This window comes from Thalassobacillus devorans (assembly GCF_900176565.1).
In the GTDB taxonomy this organism is placed as follows: Bacteria; Bacillota; Bacilli; order Bacillales; family Halobacillaceae; genus Thalassobacillus; species Thalassobacillus devorans_A.
The window spans coordinates 398,848-422,787 of the sequence record NZ_FXEH01000006.1 but is presented as its reverse complement, the minus strand read 5'-3'; the positions used below and the strand labels follow the sequence as shown (position 1 = coordinate 422,787).

17 protein-coding genes are annotated in these 23,940 nt (G+C 41.8%); 5 read left to right on the top strand and 12 right to left on the bottom strand.

What is annotated here, in order from left to right; genetic code table 11:
• Window position 1: 1 nt before the first annotated feature.
• Together istA (B9Y67_RS12990) and istB (B9Y67_RS12985) are read left to right on the top strand one after the other, a co-directional pair.
• The gene (gene istA, locus B9Y67_RS12990; protein WP_085507124.1) at window positions 2-1,504 is read left to right on the top strand and encodes an IS21 family transposase; all 1,503 of its coding nucleotides are present in this window, start codon (window positions 2-4) and stop codon (window positions 1,502-1,504) included.
• Complete coding sequence (gene istB / locus B9Y67_RS12985; protein WP_085507123.1) at window positions 1,501-2,214, top strand: IS21-like element helper ATPase IstB; 714 nt, start codon at window positions 1,501-1,503, stop codon at window positions 2,212-2,214. The genes istA (B9Y67_RS12990) and istB (B9Y67_RS12985) overlap by 4 nt, the downstream gene beginning before the upstream one ends.
• A gap of 51 nt (window positions 2,215-2,265) precedes the next feature.
• Here the strand turns inward: istB (B9Y67_RS12985) and B9Y67_RS12980 are convergent, their stop codons facing one another.
• Window positions 2,266-2,538 carry a nitrilase-related carbon-nitrogen hydrolase gene (locus B9Y67_RS12980; RefSeq protein WP_085507122.1) on the bottom strand — a complete coding sequence of 91 codons (273 nt, stop codon included), beginning with the start codon at window positions 2,536-2,538 and terminating at the stop codon, window positions 2,266-2,268.
• 504 nt (window positions 2,539-3,042) lie between these two features.
• Between B9Y67_RS12980 and B9Y67_RS12975 the strand changes: the two genes are divergently transcribed.
• Window positions 3,043-5,007 carry a metallophosphoesterase family protein gene (locus B9Y67_RS12975; protein ID WP_085507121.1) on the top strand — a complete coding sequence of 655 codons (1,965 nt, stop codon included), beginning with the start codon at window positions 3,043-3,045 and terminating at the stop codon, window positions 5,005-5,007.
• A 116-nt stretch (window positions 5,008-5,123) separates the two neighbouring features.
• On the top strand, window positions 5,124-5,975 hold the full coding sequence (locus tag B9Y67_RS12970) for an endonuclease/exonuclease/phosphatase family protein (protein WP_085507120.1): 852 nt from the start codon (window positions 5,124-5,126) through the stop codon (window positions 5,973-5,975).
• A 264-nt stretch (window positions 5,976-6,239) separates the two neighbouring features.
• Here B9Y67_RS12970 and B9Y67_RS12965 read toward each other — a convergent pair whose 3' ends face one another.
• The 5 genes from B9Y67_RS12965 to B9Y67_RS12945 form a co-directional block, all read right to left on the bottom strand.
• On the bottom strand, window positions 6,240-6,815 hold the full coding sequence (locus tag B9Y67_RS12965) for a hypothetical protein (protein WP_139823801.1): 576 nt from the start codon (window positions 6,813-6,815) through the stop codon (window positions 6,240-6,242).
• 65 nt (window positions 6,816-6,880) lie between these two features.
• Entirely contained in the window at window positions 6,881-7,489 is a 609-nt protein-coding gene (locus B9Y67_RS12960) for a hypothetical protein (RefSeq protein ID WP_176223999.1), read from the bottom strand.
• Window positions 7,490-7,536: 47 nt separating this feature from the next.
• Window positions 7,537-8,271 (bottom strand): IS21-like element helper ATPase IstB, encoded by a 735-nt coding sequence (gene istB, locus B9Y67_RS12955; RefSeq protein ID WP_439330193.1) that lies wholly within the window; start codon window positions 8,269-8,271, stop codon window positions 7,537-7,539.
• A 26-nt stretch (window positions 8,272-8,297) separates the two neighbouring features.
• Complete coding sequence (istA, locus tag B9Y67_RS12950) at window positions 8,298-9,866, bottom strand: IS21 family transposase (RefSeq protein WP_085505788.1); 1,569 nt, start codon at window positions 9,864-9,866, stop codon at window positions 8,298-8,300.
• 128 nt (window positions 9,867-9,994) lie between these two features.
• Complete coding sequence (locus B9Y67_RS12945) at window positions 9,995-10,612, bottom strand: hypothetical protein (RefSeq protein WP_085507117.1); 618 nt, start codon at window positions 10,610-10,612, stop codon at window positions 9,995-9,997.
• A gap of 409 nt (window positions 10,613-11,021) precedes the next feature.
• On the opposite strand from B9Y67_RS12945, the gene B9Y67_RS20720 reads away from it, so the two are divergent.
• Window positions 11,022-11,189: a hypothetical protein gene (locus tag B9Y67_RS20720; protein WP_176223998.1), complete on the top strand. Its 168-nt coding sequence runs from the start codon at window positions 11,022-11,024 to the stop codon at window positions 11,187-11,189.
• Window positions 11,190-11,453: 264 nt separating this feature from the next.
• Here B9Y67_RS20720 and codA read toward each other — a convergent pair whose 3' ends face one another.
• The 6 genes from codA to B9Y67_RS12915 all read right to left on the bottom strand — a co-directional run bounded on the left by codA (window position 11,454) and on the right by B9Y67_RS12915 (window position 23,882).
• Complete coding sequence (gene codA, locus B9Y67_RS12940) at window positions 11,454-12,689, bottom strand: cytosine deaminase (protein WP_085507116.1); 1,236 nt, start codon at window positions 12,687-12,689, stop codon at window positions 11,454-11,456.
• Window positions 12,686-13,942 carry a cytosine permease gene (gene codB, locus B9Y67_RS12935; RefSeq protein ID WP_085507115.1) on the bottom strand — a complete coding sequence of 419 codons (1,257 nt, stop codon included), beginning with the start codon at window positions 13,940-13,942 and terminating at the stop codon, window positions 12,686-12,688. Before codB ends, codA begins: the two co-directional genes overlap by 4 nt.
• Window positions 13,943-14,399: 457 nt before the next feature.
• Window positions 14,400-15,659, bottom strand: coding sequence for a GntP family permease (locus B9Y67_RS12930; protein WP_085509178.1), 1,260 nt, complete (start codon window positions 15,657-15,659; stop codon window positions 14,400-14,402).
• A 233-nt stretch (window positions 15,660-15,892) separates the two neighbouring features.
• The gene (locus B9Y67_RS12925; RefSeq protein ID WP_085507114.1) at window positions 15,893-16,534 is read right to left on the bottom strand and encodes a hypothetical protein; all 642 of its coding nucleotides are present in this window, start codon (window positions 16,532-16,534) and stop codon (window positions 15,893-15,895) included.
• A 21-nt stretch (window positions 16,535-16,555) separates the two neighbouring features.
• A complete protein-coding gene (locus B9Y67_RS12920) occupies window positions 16,556-17,935 on the bottom strand; it encodes a selenium-binding protein SBP56-related protein (protein ID WP_085507113.1) in 1,380 nt (459 codons plus the stop codon).
• A 244-nt stretch (window positions 17,936-18,179) separates the two neighbouring features.
• Entirely contained in the window at window positions 18,180-23,882 is a 5,703-nt protein-coding gene (locus B9Y67_RS12915; RefSeq protein WP_085507112.1) for a GH32 C-terminal domain-containing protein, read from the bottom strand.
• Window positions 23,883-23,940 lie beyond the last annotated feature (58 nt).

Here is a 23,940-nt window from a genome sequence, read left to right as displayed (position 1 = left end):
GATGTTAGCAGTGACTGAAATTAATTATATCAGATATGAAGCCAATCAAAAAGGTGAATCCTACGCAGATATAGGACGGCGCATGAAGGTCGATCCACGTACGGTTAGCAAGTATGCCAATCAGGAAGAATTCAAGCCCAGAAAGAAGCAAACACGCCGTTCACCGGTCATGGATCCAGTCAAACCGATTCTTGAGAAGTGGATCAACGAAGATCTTAAGAAGAAAAAGAAGAATCATCGCACGGCCAAACGCATGTACACACAGCTAGTAAAGAATCATAGTTTTACAGGTTCATATAGAAGTGTGCGTGACTATGTTTCAAAGAAAAAGCAAGAATTGAAAGCGTATGTGGAAGAGGCAGCTCTGCCTCTTGAATCTATCCCTGGGACTGCCCAAGTAGATTTTGGGGAAGCACCATTCATCTATCAATCGAAAGTGATTGACCTTCCCTATTTAGTGATGTCCTTCCCCTACAGTAATACCTTTTATTTTCAGGTTTTTCCTTCGGAAAATACAGAGTGTTTACTGGAAGGTCTTCAGCGTATGTTTCATTATATGGGAGGCGTACCACACACGATACGGTTTGATAACCTTTCGCCAGCTGTAAAGAAAATAGGGGCTAAGGGAGAGCGTGAGCTCACCAACACATTTGAACGGTTCGTATTACATTACGGCTTCAACTATGAGTTTTGTAATCCAGGGAAAGGAAATGAAAAAGGGCATGTAGAAGCCATGGTGAAATATGTACGAAATAATTTCCTATTGCCTGAATGTACTATCCTGGACCTTGATCACTTCAACAAGACTTTATGGGCATTAGCCGAAGAAGACAGAGATCGTATGCATTATGATAAGGGTATTTTACAAACACACCTTCACTCAGAAGATAAAGATGAGTGGTTGATGACCCCCGTTAAATCTTTTGATTGCGTAAGGCATGAAACATTAACCGCAGATAAATATGGGATGGTGTCGGTAGATCATAAGCAATACTCTACTTCCCCGCGTTTTGCCAAGCAGAAAGTAAATGTCCAAATCACCTATAATTCTGTAGTCATTCTAAATGATCATAACGAGGTGATTGTGAAGCACAACAGATTGTATGGAATAAAGAGAAAGTCGATGATCTGGCAGCCTTATTTAGATTTGTTGTCCAGACGTCCAAGAGCAATCAAGTATTCAAGCTTGTATGAGCAGTTCCCGCCAGTATGGACGAAATACTTAAACAATTGCACAGAGCAAGAACAGAAAGAAGCCTTACAATTACTCGGGAAACTGTTGAAGAATAATGATTTTGAGTTATTGAATCAAGCACTTGAATCGGCAATGAAGCATGGTCACCCTAAAGCAGATCAGATTAAGCATTGTGTTTATTCCATCATACAAGGAGACAGCAGCTATCAAACAATTACGCCAACGATGAAAGTTCCTAGAGTGCCAGCAGCCACCAGGGGATTGTCTCACTATGACTCACTTATGGAGACTGGAGGTGGCATAAAGTGAATCATCAAATAGAAATGTTGGCGAAACGTTTGAAACTAAGCTGGATTCGTGAGCACTATCAGGAGGTCAAAGCCGATACAAATGAAGAATTCCTTCTGGAATTATTCCAACGAGAAGTAGAGAATCGGGAAGAAAGAAAAATCAACCTATTACTTAGTCAGGCTCAACTACCCAAGACAGGTACACAACCATTTCAGTGGGAGCATATTCAAATCCCACAAGGGATTAGCCGAGAATCTGTGTTGAATGGTGACTTCATCCATGAAAAAGGAAACCTCATTTTGTATGGAGGGGTTGGCACAGGAAAAACATATTTGGCAACGTTAATTAGCTTGAATGCCATACATAGGTTTGGCAGTAAAGTAAAGTTCTTTACGGTGGCATCTTTGGTGAATCATCTCATTGAAGCCAATCAAAAAGGAGAACTTCAGAAAGTAATGAAGCAGATTAAAAAGCTTGATTTATTAGTGTTAGACGAATTGGGGTACATTCCATTGAATAAAGAAGGAGCAGAACTACTCTTTCAAGTGATATCAATGTGTTACGAAACCAAAAGTATTATAATCACAACAAACTTACAGTTTGGGCAGTGGAACCATGTATTCGGAGATCCAATCTTAACGGAAGCAGTGATTGATCGGTTGATTCATCACTCCCATCTACTGTTATTTACCGGAGAGAGCTTTCGATACAAGGAATCTTTAATCTAAAATGCGGAGTGGCAAGTGGCATACATTTTTAACTGCCATTTACTACATTTTTTACTTGCCAAATACAGATTGCCCGGGAATCGTTTCTGCAACTTCAAAAAAATGGTCTCCACAATTGTATCCTGTTAGCGCTAATTCTGGAAAAACAATTAACTCGACTCCTTGTCCAGCTGCTTTCTCAATTAGTTCTTTCATTTTCTTCATATTTATTTCTTTTTCGCCTGTAACTGGAGTTATTTGTGCAACAGATATCTTAGTCATATATTTCTCCCTTCTCGAAACGGCAGAACATAATAATGCACACTTTTTTGTTAGCGTTTTCATTATTGGGCAGCCGTAACTATCGTTTATCACTTAATTTCTTTTATTTGAATTATCTAACATTCTATAAAATCATATTATTAATTACAACATAAATGGACGACTAAGGACCTATAATCTTAAGTTTACTGTATCCCATTACGTGTTTCTACTAAATAAATTTTTTAAAGCCTGCTCCCTAGGATGGGGGCAGGCTTTATTTGTGGTCTAGTAACTTAGTTACAATTTCATAGTTATTTTATCACTATCTGCTAGAATTCAATTCTTTTCCTACACCCGTATGGTAGGCTTTAACCAATCCTATTACATAGGGGGGATGCCCTTCTATATTTCACGGAATAAGTGCAAGAAAAGACAGTGTCAAAAATATCTCCATCCTCTTAGATCAACCTCACACTTTTAGACTACTCTACCTTTTTCAACGGCACGAATGGTGTTGATTAGTTCCTTTTCTATTAATTTTTCAAAGCAGAGGAATCTGCAATAAAAAAATAAGGGAGAATGATAATGAAGAAAAGTGTATTGTTACGAAGAATCGTAATCCCAACCATTGCTTCATTACTCGCTGTAACCAGTCCGCTTCCCTATGCAGAAGCAGCGCCAAAAGGAAAAGCAGGCCAGGAAGTTTCAGAATCAACCGTCCGTGAGCCAAAAACAGGGTTTCGTGTCTTACCTTACTTACAGTCCCCATCCAGCACATCGATGACAATTAACTGGGTTTCAGAAATAGAGGAACCTGGCAAAGTCATCGTAACCGGTCCCGGCATGAAGGCGAAAAAAATGACTTCTACACCGCAATACATGGATTTGATGGAGTACACACAAAAAGAATTGGAACAGGAATTAACCTATGATAGCGGCAATGGCGTTATAGAAACACTTCCGCAGGGTTCCTGGTTAGAATCCAATTCCAACTACAAACACTCGGTAACCATTGATGGATTAGAACCTGACACCAGATACAACGTTGTCGTTAAACAAGGGAAAAAGACACACACGTCTAAATTTGAAACGTTTCCTGACAGCGAAAATTGGGATGAATTATCGTTGATTGCCTTTTCCGATACGGAGACCGAACCATACGGTGAATTGGAACATCGAGAGTGGGAATTACATCCGATGAACCCTTACGCCCCAGGTTCTGAGGAGCGTCCTGGTAAAGGATCAGCTTTTGATGAAAAGTATGGAAACCAGAATCGAAATGATATGTTCCTGGTACGTTACCCGCTCGACCAGCAAACGGCTTTAAATGAAAACCTGGCTCATATCGAAGCAGCTGATCCCGATGCATTACTTATTGCTGGTGATCTATCCCAAGGTTCCGGATACCAGCCGGCCTGGGATGAGTTTTGGCGACACTTTGCCGGGGATTTTACCGATTTCGCGACACATACCCCGTTATTACCGGCGATAGGAAACTGGGAAACTTATGCCTCCATAAATGGCGGATATGGGACTGCGGAAGATCGTTCACCGGCGGTCATCTCCCGGAATAAGTACCATGAATACTTCGATACTCCTGGGGATAAGGACAACCCGCAGTATAAAGATTCCTATTACCGGACAGATATCGGGCCTATCACGTTATTAACCTTGGATTCTACCAATGGTGTCCCTGATGAGTCTACAGCAACCGGGACTTTTACAGGGGAAGTATACAGTGAAAATGACTCTATATTAAATGAATCCGTATGGGCAGAACAAGGTGTGGATGGCGATCCATATATCACTACCGATACCCAAGGACAATTTACAACCGAAGCTTATAACCATGCGTTCACTAAGCTTTTCCACGAACTATCAATCGAGGATTCTGACCTTCCAAACTTCAACCCAGGCACGGAGCAATATCAATGGGTAGAAGAACAGCTAAAAGATGCACGTGAACAAGGACAGATTGTGTTAGTCCAATTCCACCATGCCGCTTATTCCAGCGGTGTCCATGGTGCACCGCCAAATCACGAATATGCCGACAACCAATCCGGTGTCGCCATGCGTGTCTATTCCCCAATGTTTGAAGAATATGGCGTAGCTGCTGTTATCTCGGGCCATGATGAAATGTTCGAACGCAGCTGGGTTGATTTGGATGGAGACGGCAATGGCTTTCATTCCTATGACGTGGGTGTAGCCGCTGACGGCTTACGAGGAGAAAAGATGATTCGAGATGAAGACGGCAACCTTGTGCCACAAGAATTTAATACGCACACGCAATGGAGCGCCACCAAAGATGAGCCGGAGTATTGGGAAACAAATGAAAATGGCGTCAAACACTTAATTGATGGTGGCCTACATTATGGCCATCTCCAGATGGATTTTGAAAATAAGTCGGATGGTGTGGAATTGACCTTAACGCCAGTCTATATTTTCCCGATCCTGGATGATAATTATGACTTGGTTCGTACAGAACGCCGGGTCTATGATGATGTGCAGACGATTCAGTTTGATGATGAGGGTAATATTATACAAGATTAATATTGTATCAAGGTGATTTGCACATCAAAACTTTACAATTATTAACACTTTCACCATAGATAGTCATCTGGTTCTCTTCTACACTGGTAACAAAATAAGTAAGGAGGAATGGGCACATGAAGAAGCTATCACAGATTTTATGTTTTTCTATGTTACTTGTCATGTTAGTTTCTACAGCTGGAACTGTTTATGCGGAGGACTCAGAGTTTCCGCGAGGAGAGTCGGTGAAAGTAAAGGTCATGTCCTATAATATTCACCATGCGGAAGGAGTAGATGGGGAGCTGGATTTAGGACGGATTGCAGAAGTAATCAAAGAATCAAAAGCTGATGTTATCGGACTACAGGAAGTGGACAACCACTGGTCCTCACGAAGTAATTTTCAGGATCAGGCCAAACAGATTGCAGAGCGTCTAGGTATGTTTTATGTCTATGGGGCCAACCTTGACATTGAATCTTCCGAAGAAGGTGAACCCAATCGCCAATACGGCACGGCTATTTTGAGCAGCTACCCTATCTTGGAATCTGAGAATCACTTTTTATCCAAAATCGGTGATACCGAGCAACGCGGTTTACTGGAAGCGAAAATCAATGTGAAGGGTACACATCTTAATGTATTCAACACGCATCTTGCATTGACTACCGAAGAGCGTATCCTTCAGGTGGAGGAAACCATCGATATTGCAAATGAAACAAATGGGCCAAACGTGATCATGGGAGATTTAAACGCACTCCCTGACTCTGAAGAATTGCAGCCTTTGTATCATCATTACCAGGATGCTTTTGCCGACCAACCGGAAGCTTATACCTATCCATCTGCCGATCCAACAAAAAGAATTGATTATATTTTCACCTCTAACGTACTGAAGCCAAGCCAATCAGTAGTAATCGATACACTGGCCTCTGATCATTTACCAATCACGACAGACATACATGTAAACCGAAGCGCCCCTTATAATAATGGAAAATAGAGTATAAAGAACAAACAAAAAAAAGTGCCTTACCCCACTGCAGTAAAGCGTTAACTCATTGGAGGTCAGGCACTTACATACAGTTTGATGAGCTGGGAAATATTATACAAAAAGATAAAAAAAATTAATCCTGCCCATAATTTAGAGAAAAGGAATTACTCCTCTTCTCTTCCTTTATTAAGCTGTGGTTAACTGGACACCTATAAATCAACTTAAAATTATATACAGTAAATAATAGTAATTACATTATTTATGACTTTATTTCTATTCAATTGGGTATGTTAAACCATCATTATCTTCTAATAAATTATTATATTTACTTTTATTAATTTCTTCTCCAACTTCTTTAAATATTTCTTTCATTCTCTTATTAGAGATTTCTTTCCCTTTTTTACTTTCTAGCTTAAATCGCCTCCACTCTGCTTTTAGGATTACTTGATGTAAGAACTCAATGTCTTCTTGAAAATCATAATAAGTATCATAGCTTAATTCTCTAAACTCTTCTCTTAATTCTTGTAGCATTTTAATATGGAGATCCATTAAAGCTAAATTTATATTTTCAGTTGGGTTTAAGTATAATTCAATCATTGTAGTTTTATAGACAATATCATCATTATAATTATTTTTCCTAAATTCTTCGTAAGTAATTTCACCTTTATTGTAATCATCTACAGCATTCGCATAAATATAAACCATCTTAGTGTACTCACTAAAATGCTCTCTTAGTTGATTGATCCATTTTATTCTCTCAGCGCTTACCGTATTAATAAAAACACCTTTTTTGGTAGAAAAATAACTAAGCACACCAAATACCGCAGAAATAATTATACCAATAAGCATAATTGACTCTCTAGACATTACATCACATCTTTTCCATTAGGGTATAATAGCTGCATTAAAGTCCTTTATTGCTTACAAAGTTCTTCTATTTTTTCTTGAGGAGTAGGATAAGTATAAATTTCCCTCCCCTTCAGCCTTCTCATTTCCCAATTTTCATCTGCAATATAATAAACTGAATCTTTCTCTGAAAAAATATAACCTATAAAGATTTGCCCATCCACCTCTATAGTATCTCTATAAACATTTGGAGGATGCTCTGTACAGACCCTTAATGGAACAATTAAACTCCTAATGTATTTCCCAGACCCGTATACTAAATTTGGAACAATTGTAGTAAATACTAAAATTGCAGTAAAAACTACCGTTAGAAACAGTTTTCTATCTATCATTAAGTTCTCTATAATAAAAAAATCTTTAATGTGGTGATTCATGCCTGGAAAAGTCCTTGGCTTGAAATTTAAAAGGTATGATAATACAAAAGATATTATTACACTAGTTGCGCCAGTTATAATTAAACTTTTTAAATCTACTGGATTTATCACCCAACCCCAAATCAACAAGGATAATAACCAAACTAGGGGACTAAAAAATAAAAACCTATAAAAGAAATAATTTTTCCACTTCAACAGTTTAACATTAGCTATGGACATTAAAAGCAAACTTACAAACATCATTATATAAGGGGTGTGACCGTCAAGTAAAATGACACAATTTCTGCTTATTAATTTGAAACACTTTGCTGCCCAAATATGGTTTTTCGATGCTTCATTCGCCAACTGTCTTCATTTAAATGAATGATTTCCACTCGATGCAATATACGATCTAGAATCGCAGTTGTAATTGCCTGATCTCCTAATAATTCCCCCCATTCTTTAGGACCTTTATTGGACGTTAATATAATCGATGTTTGATTGTATAAATCATTGATCAAATGAAAAAACATATTGGCTTCCTGTTTGTCCATTGCCATAAACATTAAATCGTCAATGATAACTAGATCTGCTTCTCGTATTCTCTTCATTCTTGTTTTCGATTTCCTTGTGATTTCTTCAGTCTTTAATACATGAATGAGATCACCCATCGTAGTAAAAATCACTTTATATCCTTGGTTGAGAGCCTCAATGCCCAGCCCAATCGATAGGTGGGTTTTGCCGACGCCTGGCGGGCCAAGGAAAATAATATTATATAGCTGCTCCATCCACGTTAAGTCCTTTAACTGATTTAGTTTCTTCGAACTTAATGATTTCTGTTCTTTTAAATCGTATTCTTCCAAAGTGCTGAAAAACGGGAACGTCGCCCATTTAAACCGTTTCTCTAATAGCTTTTCTTCTCTGCGCTTTTGTTCATAGGTTGCTACATCCAGGAGAAACTGAGTAAAGGATGCGTCCTTTTGCTCAGCTTCTCTTATGAGTGTAGGAAGATGGTTAGCTGTTTCGGTCAGGCGGAGGGTTTTCATCAAATCTTGTAATTGATTCAGCTGACTCAATTAGACTCACCCTCCAATATTTCAGTATAGGCATTTACTGTTCTCTTTTGGGCTTCCGTATCCATGAGCCAGCCTGAAATCTTATTTATAGATGATACAGCCCGGGCGTTATCGGTTACTGTATCATCAACTTGGCGTTGTCGTTTGATGTATGAAACGATATCGCTAAAATCTGTCGCACTATAAAGATTTCTTTTCACACATTCTTTCAGTGCTGCTGATAAGATTGCCCCATTGTTCTCCTTTGTCTGCTTTAAAATAATCTGCAACTGATCTCTAATATACCGAGGGTAGTTTTGCCGGATGATATTAAGATAGTCGTATGCGGAATCTACCTCTTCAAACCGTTTCGCAACCGTATCCATAAATGCATTGATGCCTTTTGTTCGATCGCGCGAATGGCTTCTATCCTTTACTAATTGGCCTTTTCCTTCAGGAATAGTGTGTTTTGCAATCAATTCTCCTGTATCGGTAATATAGATGAATAGTTGTTTGTCTTCCGTTTCCTTGATACCGACGGTATCATATTTATGGAATGTTCCAAGTGGAAGAGAATACCGATTCGACAAATAACGAATTGTATTGTCCTTATGGACGCTTCTTGTTATACTATTTTCATAATTGTTTTTGATAGTTAATTTTTCTGCGACTGGTCTTAAGTGTTGCTTTTCCAAGGAGAACACTTCGGCCGGTCTTTTTTTTGTTGTGTTATGGATTTTATAGTTCCCTGTCCGGTTTAGCCACTGCCAACCCTGCTCATTCCAGGAATCAATGTTGTGAAACACTCTATGTCTTGCAAAGTTATGCTTGATAAAGCCAACCACATTTTCAATTTTCCCTTTACTTTCCGGGTCAGCTTTTCTACAAACCCTAAGGTTTAAACGCCTGGTTTCCTTATAGTGTTGAAACTCTTTCGTTAAGATAAGATCCCCGCCATTTTCACTGACCACGATTAAATTATCCTGATCATAAACGATTTCTCTTGGGATTCCGCCATACCACCGAAATGCATCTTCATGTGCTTCCATCACATCCTGGGTAGTGAAAGGTCTGTCTAACCATTTTTTATATTTGTATCTCGAGTTAGACAAAACAAATGCGATAAAGCTCAGCTTCACCTCTTGATTGTCAGGTGTTCTTTGTTTTGTATGACCAAAATCAACCTGCATTTGTTCTCCCATTGGCTGGTCAGGAATAGCTTCATAATTCCGTGGTAGAGTCTCTTTCTCTATTCTATATTCAGTACGTAATTCTCTAACGTAGGCACGAACCGTGCTCTCGCCAATCTCCAGTGATTCATACCTTTCCTGTAACCAATCTTGCACTTGTGCTGCCGACATATCAGGATGTTCTCTCAGCCAGGATAAAATTAACGCTTTGTAAGGATCTAACTTTTTCTCTCTCGTTTTTATTCTTTCTACCCATTCAGCCATCTCCGAAGGAGACTTCTGCAGGTTGCGATATACCGTTGATCTTGAAACCCCCAACTTTTCCGCCACCTTCGATTTACTAAATCCTTGCTTAATTAACTGTTGAATCTCCATATACATTTCCCACTTATCCACCTTTTCTGAGCCCTCCATTGATGTCTGTATAATCTTAAATATCATACAATGGGAGAGCTGTATATTTTACTGGTATATTTGGGTAAATAAGTGTTTCTTCTAATCTAGCGGAAACTGTCTACTTTAGTTTAGCAGTCACAAGGGGACATTTCCCTTAAAAAAATTGATGAATTATGCCCGAATTTTTCTGATAGTAACCCCGGTAATAAAATACCTATTACCATTCCTGTTATTCCAATATGCCAACTATAATACATCATCATTATAAAACCCAACACTATAGCAATCGCAAAAGGAATCAGCCAAATTATAAAGGATTTAAAGTAAATTATAAAAGAGCCATTAAATCCAGTTATTAAAAATAAAGTTAAACAATATTGAAAACCACAAAACAACACGAAGACAATAAATGAATTCCTTAGTTTCTCTATTTTCCCCTCATTAACTTTAAAGAGCAAATGATATATTAATGTCATTAATAGTAATACACTGAGTGATATAAAAAGTCCCATTAAACTAACTGCATAAAAATCAAAAGGAGCAGGATTTATAAATAAATCCATTGTAGCACCGGTTTCTTTATTAAGATCACCTCCAATAAAAAAACCATACAAAAAAGTGTAACCTAACCCATAATTTATAAAGCTTAAAATGGTTACTAATAATGTATAAGGAAATATTCTTTTTAGGAACTTTAACAATCTCATTTGGTTTTCATCTGATTTTTTTACTATTTTATAAGACATTTACCGAAACTCCCCTTGCAGTAAAAGTTTTAAATTCATTCTAATAAAACTGTAATTTATGATTTTGGTTATTATTGAAATGAATGGTTTAGAGACAATTTTATTCCAGCAGAAGAACTTCGAAACCACTAGCTTTCTTTCCTCTCTCTCAACACACACTTCCTTATATATAATTCTCTCAAAATTTTAAATGTATCCGCCAGAACATTTTTTAGTTCCTCTATAAATATACGTACTTCAAAGTACAAATCTCTCTATCCTTTTTTTCTTCGAATTATTATCCACTTACCCACCACCCCTCTCACTGAATTTTACCATTTACTGGAGGAACAAGGATGACTCAATATGTCTTATTTTCCATTCAACTGTATATATGCCTATACTACTATAACAGGAGGAGAAACTTGGATTGAATGATAAACGTAAAATAGGATTAGATAATAAAAAGAGTGCCAGTGGCTCCCAATCATTTAAAGCTTTAGCTAATTGGAGGTCAGGCACTAATTTAATTCCTTTATTTGCTCCTTTAAATTACTATTTACCAATCCCCCTCTACATCCGGGTTTTGAGTTACTAAGAGATTCAGATGATTGGAATAGAATAACTGGGGAGTATTATGGAGATGGCATGTTATATAGAGGTGATTAATTATTAAAGGAAGGGCAACAATCCTTTGCTCCAACTTTTTACCCGAGGTACTGAGTTGAAAAAATTGCATGTGTAACTTTTAGGAAACAGCGACTTTATCACATAATGACTACCATTACAAACACAATACCAATCTCACTGTATACAAAAAAAGACCGGCAGTCAGCCAGTCTTTCATTATGCCGTCACTCTATTAAAAATGTACCGTCGTTTCAGCTGGTTTCGTTTTGGATAAAATTTTTCCGTGGCGGATCGAGTAACGGACTGCCGCCTGCTTTCTTACCGCTTCGTATTCATCTTCAGCATCGAGAATAATCAAGTTGGCTGGTCGACCTTCGTCTAAGCCATACTTGTCTTTCAGGTTTAAAATTTTGGCACTATTTTCAGTAATGAAGTCCATGCCCTGTTTGATTTGCTCATATCCCATCAGGTGGGAGAGATGGAGCCCCATATGAAGGACTTGCAGCATATTGCCTGTTCCGAGCGGGTACCACGGATCGAAGATGTCATCGTGGCCAAAACCAACATTGATACCGGCTTCCTTTAATTCTTTTACCCTCGTTAAACCTCTCCGCTTTGGATAGCTGTCGAACCTGCCCTGCAGGTGGATGTTGACGAGGGGGTTAGCGACAATATGAATCCTGGACATCTTCAACAGACGGAACAGCTTCGATGTGTAGGCCTCGTTATAAGAGCCCATGGCGGTCGTATGACTTGCAGTCACCTTCTCCCCCATGCCTCTTTCTAATGCCTCTGTTGCGACGACTTCCACAAACCGGGATTGTTCATCATCAATTTCATCACAGTGCACATCGACAAACCGGTCATATTCCTGAGCGAGATCAAACGCAATTTTCAAAGATTCTACCCCATACTCGCGGGTGAACTCAAAGTGCGGAATAGCTCCTACCACGTCTGCCCCAAGCTTCAATGCTTCTTCCAGCAATTCTTTTCCATTCGGGTAGGAAAGAATGCCTTCTTGTGGAAAAGCAACGAGCTGAAGATCAACCGCTTCTTTCATTTCTTCTTTTACTTCTAAAAGAGCTTTCAAGGCGGTCAGCTCAGGATCTGTGACATCGACATGGGTACGGACATACTGAATGCCGTTTGCGATCTGCATCGATAGAGCCTGCTTTGCTCTTTCTTTCACATCCGCTGCCGTCAGCTTATCTTTCCGTTCTGCCCAGCGCTGAATTCCTTCAAAAAGAGTACCGCTTTTGTTCCACTCCGGATCTCCGGCAGTCAGGGTCGTATCCAGATGGATGTGCGGTTCGACGAATGGGGGGATGACAAGCGACCCTCCTGCATCGATGGTGGTTTCATCCTCCTGGTTGATTTGGTCCTGCGTAATTTTCTGGATAACGCCATTATCTATCACGATCGACCAAAGGCCTTCTTTTCCGCGGAGTTTCGCTTGTTTAATAATCATACAACTTCTCCTTCTTCAACTTGGTGGTGTACGGTCTGTTCGGCTAACTTAGACAGCACGGTATAGATAAGGATGGAAGCAATCAAGGCATTCACTGGTGCAATACCTGGTACCCATTGGGCGGCCGCGACACCTGCTGCCCAGGCGATGATTCCGGTCCATTTGACTTTTTTGAACGTCTGCTGTTCAAATGCAGCCATGTTTTTACGACGGTATAAATAATAATCGATTAAAATAATTGCTCCAATCGGCGGTAGTGCAGAGCCGAGCATTGTCAGCCATCCGACGAAGTTGTTATACAGCCACATCGCGGCTACTGTTCCGACAATCCCGTTAAAAATGACCACTTTGTTTTTAGTGATTTTCGTAATGCTTGAGAAACCGAGACCAGAAGCATAGAGTGCATTATCATTAGTTGTCCAGATGTTCATCCCGAGTACCAGAATGGCTGGAATGATCAGTCCTTGCGTGAACATCACTTCGGAGATATCCGCTTTTCCTGTCGCCATTGCACCTACTGCACCGAATAGAAACATAAGTGAATTCCCTATAAAAAACGCAATGACCGTGCTAGTGACGGCAGATTTTTTAGTTTTGGAAAAACGGGTGAAATCAGGGGTTAACGTACCAGCGCTAATAAAGGAACCGATACAAATCGTCAGTGCAGCCGCTAGTCCAAGTGATTCAGACGGACTGTGCGCCATCAGCTGCTCAAAGCCACCCATGCTTCCAGCTGCATGAAAAACGGAGAAGCTTCCAAGAATCGTAATCAAGGGAACTGCGATAAAGCTAAGCCACATCAACGCCTTCATCCCGAAGAAAGCAGTAGCTGTCATTAATACCCCAGCACCTGCGATCAGCCAAATCATATCAATACCGGTCACTTTCTGAACAGGAAGCGCGAACATGACCACTCCGACACCAAACCATCCGACCTGCGTTCCGCCAAGAAGTAGCGAGGCAAGGTAGGATCCTTTTTCACCAAAAGCATAACGGCTGAGCAAGTGAGTGGAAAGGCCAGTTTTTGCAGAAATATAAGCAAGCGCACCTGTATAAGCGCCAAGGATAAGGTTACCAAGCAGGACAATCGCCATAAACTGAACAAACGTTAAACCTGTACCGAGTGTACCGCCTGACCACATGCTCGCTGAGAAGAAAGTCAGTCCCATCATCACCATCAGCATCTTCCAGAATCCGTGTCGTTCTGACTGAGGTACAGCCTTTAATGCAAAATCGCTATTAGTCATTTTCATATTCGATTCCTCCAGTATCTGTAATTAGATACCGGTACCGGGAGCGGGAAAGATTGGGCATAAAAAAAGGCTTCCTGCCGTTTTCCGACAAGAAGCCTTAAGATACTGCATGAAAAAGATACAACTCTCTCGGAATTGTACATTTCTACAGATCTTTCTTAAAACGCCGTCCTTGTCAGCCTCACGGGACTGAATTAAAGGTACCAGTATGTTGTTAGTCAACATTATGACAAAATACAGGGGAAGTTGTCAAACTTTTTTATTCGTAACTCCCCTTCTTCTGCCACTAGAAGAATAGTTTTTCATATATATTTGTTTCCTTAATGCACTGCTCCAAAACCCGATCAGAACCTGGTTTAATCATCCGAAACGAATGAATATATTTTCCCCTAACCTTAATATCGAAATGTTGGGGGATTTTCAGTTTTAAGTAAAAACTTTCCAGATACTCCAGCTTTTAAAGTAAACCTCCATAAATAATCGTAGAAACAATCACGATTACAATTCCAATTAACGTTTCATATGGCAGTGCTTTCAGTCGTTCTTTCATATGCATGTAGAAACTATCCCGTGAAATGTGAAAGAGGGGACCATGCGGTAAATGATCAAAAGAAACGGCACCAGCATTGATCATCGTTGCAGCAGCTAAAGCGCTGACTCCATTCTCTAACAATATTTCACCAAACACATTACTGGAAATCGCCGCAGAAGATGTTGCGGATGCAGTCGCTAACGCCATAAACGAACCTGATAGAGGTGCTATGAAAGAGATGGGTAAATCAAATGCATTCAAGCCGCTCATAATCATGCTATTGAGTGAGGAATTCACGATAATGCCGGCTAACGTACCCGTCGCTAGTATTAAAATGGATATCCCAGCCATTTTCTGAAGCCCACTTGACATATAAGACTTTAAATCTGTTGTTTTTCTCATTACAACCGCCCCAAAGATCCCTCCAGCTGGTAATGCAAGTAATGAATCAATTTTAATATCGAATAACGGTTGTAAGGATAGGAGAAAAATCGCAAACAATGGCCCTGAAATGGCCGCAAAAAAAGAAGGCTTATTCATCTCATCTGTCTTTTCTTCCCTATTTTTAGTGACCATCGAACCTTTATTATTTATCTTTTTGGCAATAAAATATGTAAACGCCGCTCCTGCGACAGCTGGCACTAGTCCAGCAAACATGACGCTCGTTAACGGTAAGGAAAAGCTTTCAGCCGCTGCTATGGTATTCGGGTTAGGTGACATTACATTCCCTGCTCTCGCCCCACATACGACGGCGATTAAAACACTTAGTCTTGAAACTCCGGTTCGTTTGGCGATCATTAAAGCAATCGGGGCAACTGTAATAACAGCTGCTGCGATAAACACACCTACTGCTGTTAAAACTAATGTGGATACCGTAATCGCTAATAAAGCTCTTGTTTCTCCCATTTTTGTAACAATTGTATTCGCAATGACGTTGGCCGCGCCTGATTCTATTAAAACCCCAACCAAAACTCCTGCTGCTAAAATCCGTAATACGGCTGGTGTCAGTAATTGAGCACCTTCGATCATGAAGTCGAGGGTAGTTGTTATATGAAGGCCTCCGACAATTCCGCCAGCTAAAGCACCTGCCATCATGGCATATGGAGGGTTAATTCTCCTGAATATCAAAATTATCGTTAATGCCATTGCCACTAACACACCTAAAATACTAACCTCTGAATTGATTAGCCCCACCTCTCTTTCCTAGTTCTTAATTAATGCCTGACCCCAAAAGATCAGACGCTTTTAAGTAGCCTTTTCCCTGTAAATCATCTCTTTAGTTACCATACCAGTTATTTGTTTCGGATTCACTATCGAAGCAGGACCTAATACTAAAAAAGTGCCTGACCCCCACTGCAGTAAAGCATTAACTTACTGGGGGTCAGGCACTTTAAAAAGAGAGAGCGAATCGCCGGGTTTCAATGCATGTGACCCGGCATCTCTCCACCAATGTTCACATTCATCAGGAAGAGAATCAGACCGACAACGATTAACAAAACTGCCCAAATCAAATCAAAATTAACAATATACTTTCGTATTTTCATCATGCCAATATGGTAAACAATAAAGGCGACCACGGTCATCGAAGTAAGCATCGCAAGTTCATGAAATAAATAAAGCGGCAGAATGTCAGCAATAGAATCTGCTCCTAAGATGAACGGAGAGAGCAGCAGTCCGGATCCATGAGTCGAGGCAGCGAGAAACGACCAAAGCAGCAGCTGTCCGTACCCTACCTTCAATCCCCCCGTCCATTTCACATGACGAAAATAGCGAAACAAACGATAGATCCCGTAGCCAAGCACGATGGAAGCGATGCTCAAATGGACGATATGCAAAGGAAATTGAAACCGGGCGATCGTCTGAAGGAGGACGACCGCTCCATCTCCTAACATCTGCCCCATGCCAATCGGGATAATCGCATAAATGAGCACCCGCCAGTCGTCTTTTTGAACGGCTAGAAAGACGGCGAAGAGCCAGCCCATCGCCGGATTCAGTCCATGAAAGGCACCAAGAAGGGCAGCAATGGCAATCTGGCTGCCCTCAGAAACTAGCATTTCCATTTTGTTTTCCTCCGATCAAGATCATGGGTAGCAGAACGTATCCGTGGAGCAGTCTCCCCCATCCAGCCGGATTTGGTGAGCCCTGCCCTTCTCTAATTGGAGAAGGAAGTCTTTATCGATTTCCATTCCTCCTTCTGGAAGGATATCTACTTTGACCACGGCTCCTTGAATGCCTTCCGGATAAAATTGATCGTCCCAGGAACTATAGAGGGAATTACTGAAATAAAGCCGTTTTCCGTCCCTGCTTAATTCCACCATCTGCGGTCCGCCGGTTATCTTTTTTCCATTCGGATGGGCTTTCTGATTCACGATTCCTCCAATCTCCACTTTTCCCGTCAATTTCGCATTAAACGGGTCACTGACGTCATATTGCCTTAGTTCCCCAGTCCCCCAGCACGGGACATAAAGGTAACGATCATCAAGGGAAAGCACAATGTCGGTCACTAACGGCGGGACGGCACCAACGTCTTTGAGTGCTGGCGGAAGCTGGTCCGGGTCGGCCGGCTGGGCAGGAATTTCAACGATTTTCTTCACGTCCCATTTCCCATCCTCCTGGTACCACGTCCAAATTGAGCTGGCCAGATTGGTGACATCGGTGACAACACTCACAAATCCATACGTTTTCTTCGGATTATGGGCCGGGCGAAGCTCTAATACCATCTGATGCTGATCGCCAAAGTCAATTTCAGTCAGATGCTTTCTGGAACGGCTGTCAAAAAAGTGCATTTTATGTCCATACTTTCTCTGCAAGAGGGCATCCAGGTGTAATCCATTCTCAAAAAGATCCGGTGTTGCCCATTCACTGGTCACCGTCACATCATGCGCAATATGCCACCAGAAATCATAGGAAAAATGCTGCGGCCCGCGGTCCATTTCCCAGGCACCTAACACATTAAAATTGAAATGGTCCAAAACAAGTATACCGCCCGGACCACCGTCCCCATCCCCGGAGCCCAGAGCACTGATAAAGATTCCATCCGGCCCGCAATGAACGGTATGCAAGCGGCTGTAGCCCGTTCGTTCCTTGACCTCCTCCGGTTCAATCGTTCGGACAATACGGGGGTGCTTCGGATCTGGCTGCGTATCGACAATATAGATACGGGACGAGCGGATACCAGGAAGAATTAAATAACGTCTCTCCAGCGTGGGATGAAAAGCGGTAGGGCAAAGCGCAGAACTGCAGGCATTCCAGCCGAAATGATGAAGTTCGTCTTCCTCCTCCCCAGGCAAAAGCAATTGATGAATCAATTGTCCATAAGTCTCTGAGTCAGGGTCAAGATCGATCACCCCAAGTGCATCCGGCTGAAGGAGCGCAACGTAAGCAAGTTTCTCCCTTGGACCTTCCATTGCTGATTTAGGAGAAGGGTAAAACGTGGGATCCGTACCAACCCACTTAGCCATAATTTGTTCACCTCTCTAAGATAGTCATGTACTTCAGAACTTAACCACCTATTAATACGAGTGGTTTAGTCGGTTTTAAGTTTATATAATGTATGTAAACGTAAAGTATTTGATACTTTATTTTAAAACAAAAAATACATCAACTCACAGGTTGATAGATACACAATTTCTATTTTTGGACATTAAAAAACCGCAGCTGTGATGCAACACACTGCGGTTTTTCCAATCAACTAGCTATAACGATTTATTGCTCCAATTGCTCTTTTACAATTTCTCGTACCTCTTCCCCAGTTACATGCTTATTTACTCTTTTCATAACATAACCCTGGACTTCCCCTTCATCATTCGGATTTTCTTCGTCTGTTTGCTCGATTGCATATTCAACCAGAAAACGTAACTGGTCATCGGTCAACTGATAGGATTCCTGATGCGGTTTCAGTTTACCTTCTAAAAACGCGATCATCTCTGCTTTTATTTCTGATAGTTTTTCCTTCCAATTTTCATTAGCTTCCTCCAAATCGGAAAGGTGATCGTTCACTTCATAAAATCGTTCCATTTTTTCATCTAAATCACCGGAAGTTTGAAGGGGCATATTTTTTAGTGACAGAATCAGTTGCTCTATTTCTCCCAATGCGACAGGGACATTGACATCATCGACATTGATGTGCCCCCATCCACCAGTAGCATTGTCTGTTACTTGAATGATGAGCTGTTCGCCCAAGTATTCGGAGGCGTCCCATTCCACTCTTCGATAAGCTTCATCATTTCTTCCAGTTTCCTTGAATAAAACTTCTCCATCGGAAGCTCTTACAAGCGCTACATGCAAGTCTTCGATATTGTTTCCTCCACCTACAAGGAAGTTGATTTGACCGTTCCCTCCTAATTCAAAGGTGTCCGATTGCAAGATACCGGTAGCAGCATCTCCACCTGCATCAGGATGGAATCCCCAAAGGTGGTAACGCTCAGGATCAATGGAGTCTTCGGCCTGGTGGAACGGGCCTCCCCATCCCCAATCACCTTTAGTTGTTACATGATCATCCGTAAACGTATTACCTTCAATGATATTCCAGCCTGTCAGATCCCCAGTTTGGAAATCATGGTTAGGGAGTTCTCCGTGAGGCGGGACAGGTTCTGATTCTTTTTCAAAGACCGAAGCTGCCTCGCCATAGGAGGATTTCATTTCCCACACTTCCATCGAATTAATGAAAGCTTCTCCGCCTTCACTCCACAGCTCAAGGCCAAGTGCATCATACCTTGTCGGATACACCCTGGTGGTGATGCTTTTCTGTTCATTCGCGTATGCTTCAATCATGGAACGGTCGAGATAGATATGGAGCTTCACACTCTCATCCTCAATCGTTAACTCGCCTCCCTGAATTCCTTTACGGACATCGGGATCCAGACTGGAATTGTTACGATCTACATTAAATGTCTGCTCCATCTTATCAAAATAAAGTAACGTTTCTTCTTTCCCATTCTCACTCTGGCGGACTTTTATCCCTGCCTTTTCCGCTTGTTTTGGATCGATTTCCACTACAAGTTCAAGCATGTCACCTTTCACATCACTTAGCAGTTCGTTGGCATCCGCCAGCTTTTTGTTTGTAAAAGAGGCCAGTTGCTCTCCTCTTAGGGAAGTTAGTTCTTCAATTGGTTTGATGCCAAGGTCGTTATTCTCTGTTAATGATAATTCGATTGGCAAACCAGCATTATGTGCCCAGCCGGCATCATAATGGTCCTGCTCGCTTCGTTTATCCTGAGCAATACTGAATAAGATTGGGGTCCCATCTTTATCCACCATTCCGCTAGGTCCGGTAAAATGTTCCCCGTAATCAAACAACTGCGGTTCTTCCTGATCAGGAACAAATTCCATCTTTTCTTTGTCCCAGGTACCGATCCAATAGAAAGTGTATTTCACATCATGGGGACTATAATCTTTAAACCACGGATTAATGAAGAAAGCATATTTTTCTGTTCCTTCCTCATCCTTACCGAGCGGCAGGAATACCGGCAGTTCCCATACATCCCCTGTCTTTGGATATTTCTCTGCATCACCAGTGTAGAAAGGTTTCTCATATTCCCAGTTTTCCAAATCGGAAGAGGAGTATAATAAAGCCGTTCCGCCTACGCCATCAATCCCTGAACTGACCAGTTGATACCAGGTATCTCCATCCTGCCAAACGAATGGGTCACGGAATTGACCGTACATGACTTCTCCTTCTTCAGCTGGCAAGCCTTCTTCCTGAACCGTCACTGGTTCATCGAGCATTTTCCATTCTTTCAAGTCAGGGTCTTCCGGGTTTTCACTTACAGCCAGCCCGGTCATCTGGTTCGGGAATTTACTATCATCCCCGGCCGTGAAAAAGAGGACCGGCTCGCCGTTACCGTCCAGCGTAGCGCTGCCTGACCAGACACCATCAGGTGAAACAGAGTCTCCTTCAGGTGCTAACGCGACCGGAAGCTCTTCCCAATGAACCATATCATCACTGACAGCATGGCCCCAGTGTATTTGATGCCAATATGGGCCTTGCGGGTTTTTCTGATAAAAAATATGATACTTCCCATTATAATAAATGGGTGCATGGGGTTCGTTCATCCAATGCTCCGGTGGCATGAAATGATATTGCGGCCGGTGCTGATCGCCATCAAAACGGCTTCGGTCCGCTTCCAAATCAGGCTTCGGAAGCTGGTTATTCTCAAATGAATCGACCGTTTCACGATAGCCTTGTTTTATTTCTTCCGCCGATTTTGCTTCATTGGATATTTTTATTTCATCCATCATTCCATTGAACATATTGGCGGTGAATACACCATTGATCACTGCCGCCTGATTATGTTTACCAATCAGCAAGTCATTGTCAGACGGAGAGATTGTCCCGTTTTCCGGTGTATCCGTCTCCCCAACAAGCTCGCCATTCAAATATAACTGGAGCTTCTGGTCACCCTGATTAAAGGTAGCAGCAATATGGGACCATTCATTTTTCGGAAGGATACTTCCTTCCGGGGCAACCTCTTTCCATTCGCCATTGATACCGGCTTGAAAAGACAGCTTCCCATGTCTTCCCATCCCTAAGATATACCCTTCATTTTTTGATTGATCATGCTGGTTAACGATCGCAGAAACCTGTCCAAGATCTCCCCATTCGTATGACCTCGGAGCTACCCATCCCTCAATCGTAAGGGCTTCTTCAGGCTGGATCATGCTTTCAGCATCACGGGTAATCCAGGTTGAATAACCATCAAACAACAGCGCGTTTCCAATTAATCCATCACGCCATAACGGGTCCGTGGAAGGCTTGTATTCCGCCTCGTTGAATACATACGAGACAGGATCCATCTTACCTGTAACTTCATCTTTCGCTTCGCTTCCTTCTGCTTCATTCAATGGCCAATGGGCCAGCAGACCGGTTTGTTTCACCTGAAAATCATCTACATTAATATGGCCCCAGCCACCGGTTGCTTTATCTACTACTTTGATATACAGTTCTTCTCCGAGGTAATCGGAAGCATCCCAGGAGACAGGTGTATAGCTTTCGTCATCGTTCCATTCCGTATTGGTCGCTTTCAGCAATTCCTTTCCGTCCGAGGCTCGGACAAGGGCGACATATAAATTATCAATGTCGTTTCCTCCTCCAATCAGGAAGGAAATCTTCCCTGTTCCTGAGAGAATGAACGGAGACGACTTAAGCACACCCGTCTGTTCATCTCCTCCCTCTTTAGCTCCCCATAAATGATAATCGCCTTGATGATTGAATGGACCTCCCCATCCCCAGTCTGTATCGGAAGTGACATCCTCAGCGCTGAATGCGTCTCCTTCTTTAATCGTCCAGCCTGTCAGGTCGCCTGTTTCAAAATCGCCATTTTTAATCGTGTCTCCAAGGATTTCCCCCTCATGATAGACTTGAAAATCATCTACATTAATGTGACCAAAACCATCCGTATGGTAATCAACTACCTTCAGATAAAGGGTTTCCCCAACATATTTACTGGCATCCCAGGACACACGTCGGTATTTTTCCTCATTGGCTCCTGTGGCTTTAAACAGCTCTTTGCCATCCTCTGCCCGGACAAGAGCAACATATAACTTCTCGATATCCTGCCCGCCACCTATCAAAAATTCAATTTTTCCATTTCCCGAGAGCTTAAAATAGTCTGACTGTAACGTCCCTGTCCGGAAATCAGGGTCGCTGGACTCTCCAGCAAATCCCCATACATGGCACTTACCCTCCTGCTGAAACGGATGAGTGTCCCAGTAATTTTCGGCATCGGATACAGCACCTGCAAACGCATTTCCTTGTTGTTTCCAGCCACTCAAATCCCCCGTTTCAAAGTTTCCATTTTCCAGAGTAGAAGGGACATCTTCCGGTATCGTATCTTCTTTCACCCGGATGTCGGCTTTGTTTAACTCTGTAATTTTAATTGTGTTTACTTGAATATCTCCATTGACTGTGTAAAGTTCTAAGGAAGATGGAGATTGGTCTCTGAATACCTGATTCGTCAGCACGGTTTTTCCATCATTTCCGAACACCTCAATGGATGCCCGGTCAACAATCATACGTAGGTTTACTTTCCCATCCTCTATCTGCATGGGTGCTTCGTGTTTCTTGGCAAAATCATCCGAAAAGCTGGATTCCCCTGCTTCTGACCGGTCTACATTCAATTGTTGAGTTTGGGTATTGAAGGAAACTGCCATTGATTGTTCATTGCTATTCTTCCACTGGAAACCGAATTCTTCTGCTGAAGTTCCCTTCATATCAAACTCAGCTTCAATTTCTATTAAATCTTCTGTCTCAGATAGGAGCTGCTTGCCATTTCCATCGACCAATTCATCTGTCCACTCTGTGCTCTCTCCTCTTAAGCTATCAAACTCGGAAATAGGCTTCTGTGTCAGAGAGAGTGAGCCATCGCTCCTAGATGAGAGGCCTAGTTCACGTGGTAAAGACATGGCACCACGGAAGCCTTCGGTCGGGATATCCTGTGCATATTGCCAGTTATTCATCCAGCCAAGCATAATATTGCGTCCATCCTCTTCAGGGATGTTACTCCATGTGATTCCTGCATACATATCTGCCCCATAATCAACCGGGGTGGCTTCCTGGGTCTTGGTAAATGTTTTTCCGTTAAAGTCACCGACAAAATACTCCATTCCAGAGCCCCCTGCAGCTGCTCCTTCACTGACGCTTACCAGCAAAGCCCACCTTTTATTGCTTTCGTCGCCATCGACAGGTAATTCTACTAAATCAGGAACTTCCCATACCCCGCTTCCTGCATCTTCCGGACGCGGGAATGAATCCGTATGTTCCCATTCTTTCAAATCAGCCGATCGATAGATTTCTACACTTTGACCTGCTGATAGGACCATGACCCATTTTTCAGTCTCTTCATGCCAAAAGACCTTTGGATCTCGGAATACGTCGGTATTTTCCGGCATTTCAATCACAGGGTTGCCTTCGTATTTATTCCAAGTCCGCCCTTTATCATTACTGTAAGCGAGACTCTGTGTCTGATGTCCTCCCTTTTCATGGGTGAACATAGCAACCATAGGGGCTTCATCACCTGATTGAAACCCAGCTGTATTGCCCTTATCCACTACAACACTCCCCGACCAAATAAAACCATTTTCATCAGGGTAGAGCGCAATAGGGTGTTCTTCCCAGTTTATTAAATCTTCACTTACAGCATGTCCCCAATACATCGGGCCCCATTGGTTACCGGTAGGATTATGCTGATAAAACAAATGATATTCCCCATCATAGTAAACCAGTCCATTGGGATCGTTCATCCAATTTTCTGAGGGAGAATAATGAAATTGAGACCGGTAAGTTTCTGACGGATTATCAGCTGATGACTCCTGATTTGTCTCCGCTTTAAGGAGAGTCGTAGGGAATAAAGCCAACACAAGCGTACAAATGATTAACACAGAGATACTTTTAGCTACTTTAGCATTCAATAGTGTTCCTCCTTTTGACTATAGCTCTTTCATTTAATCGATTACGTAAGGTGTAAAA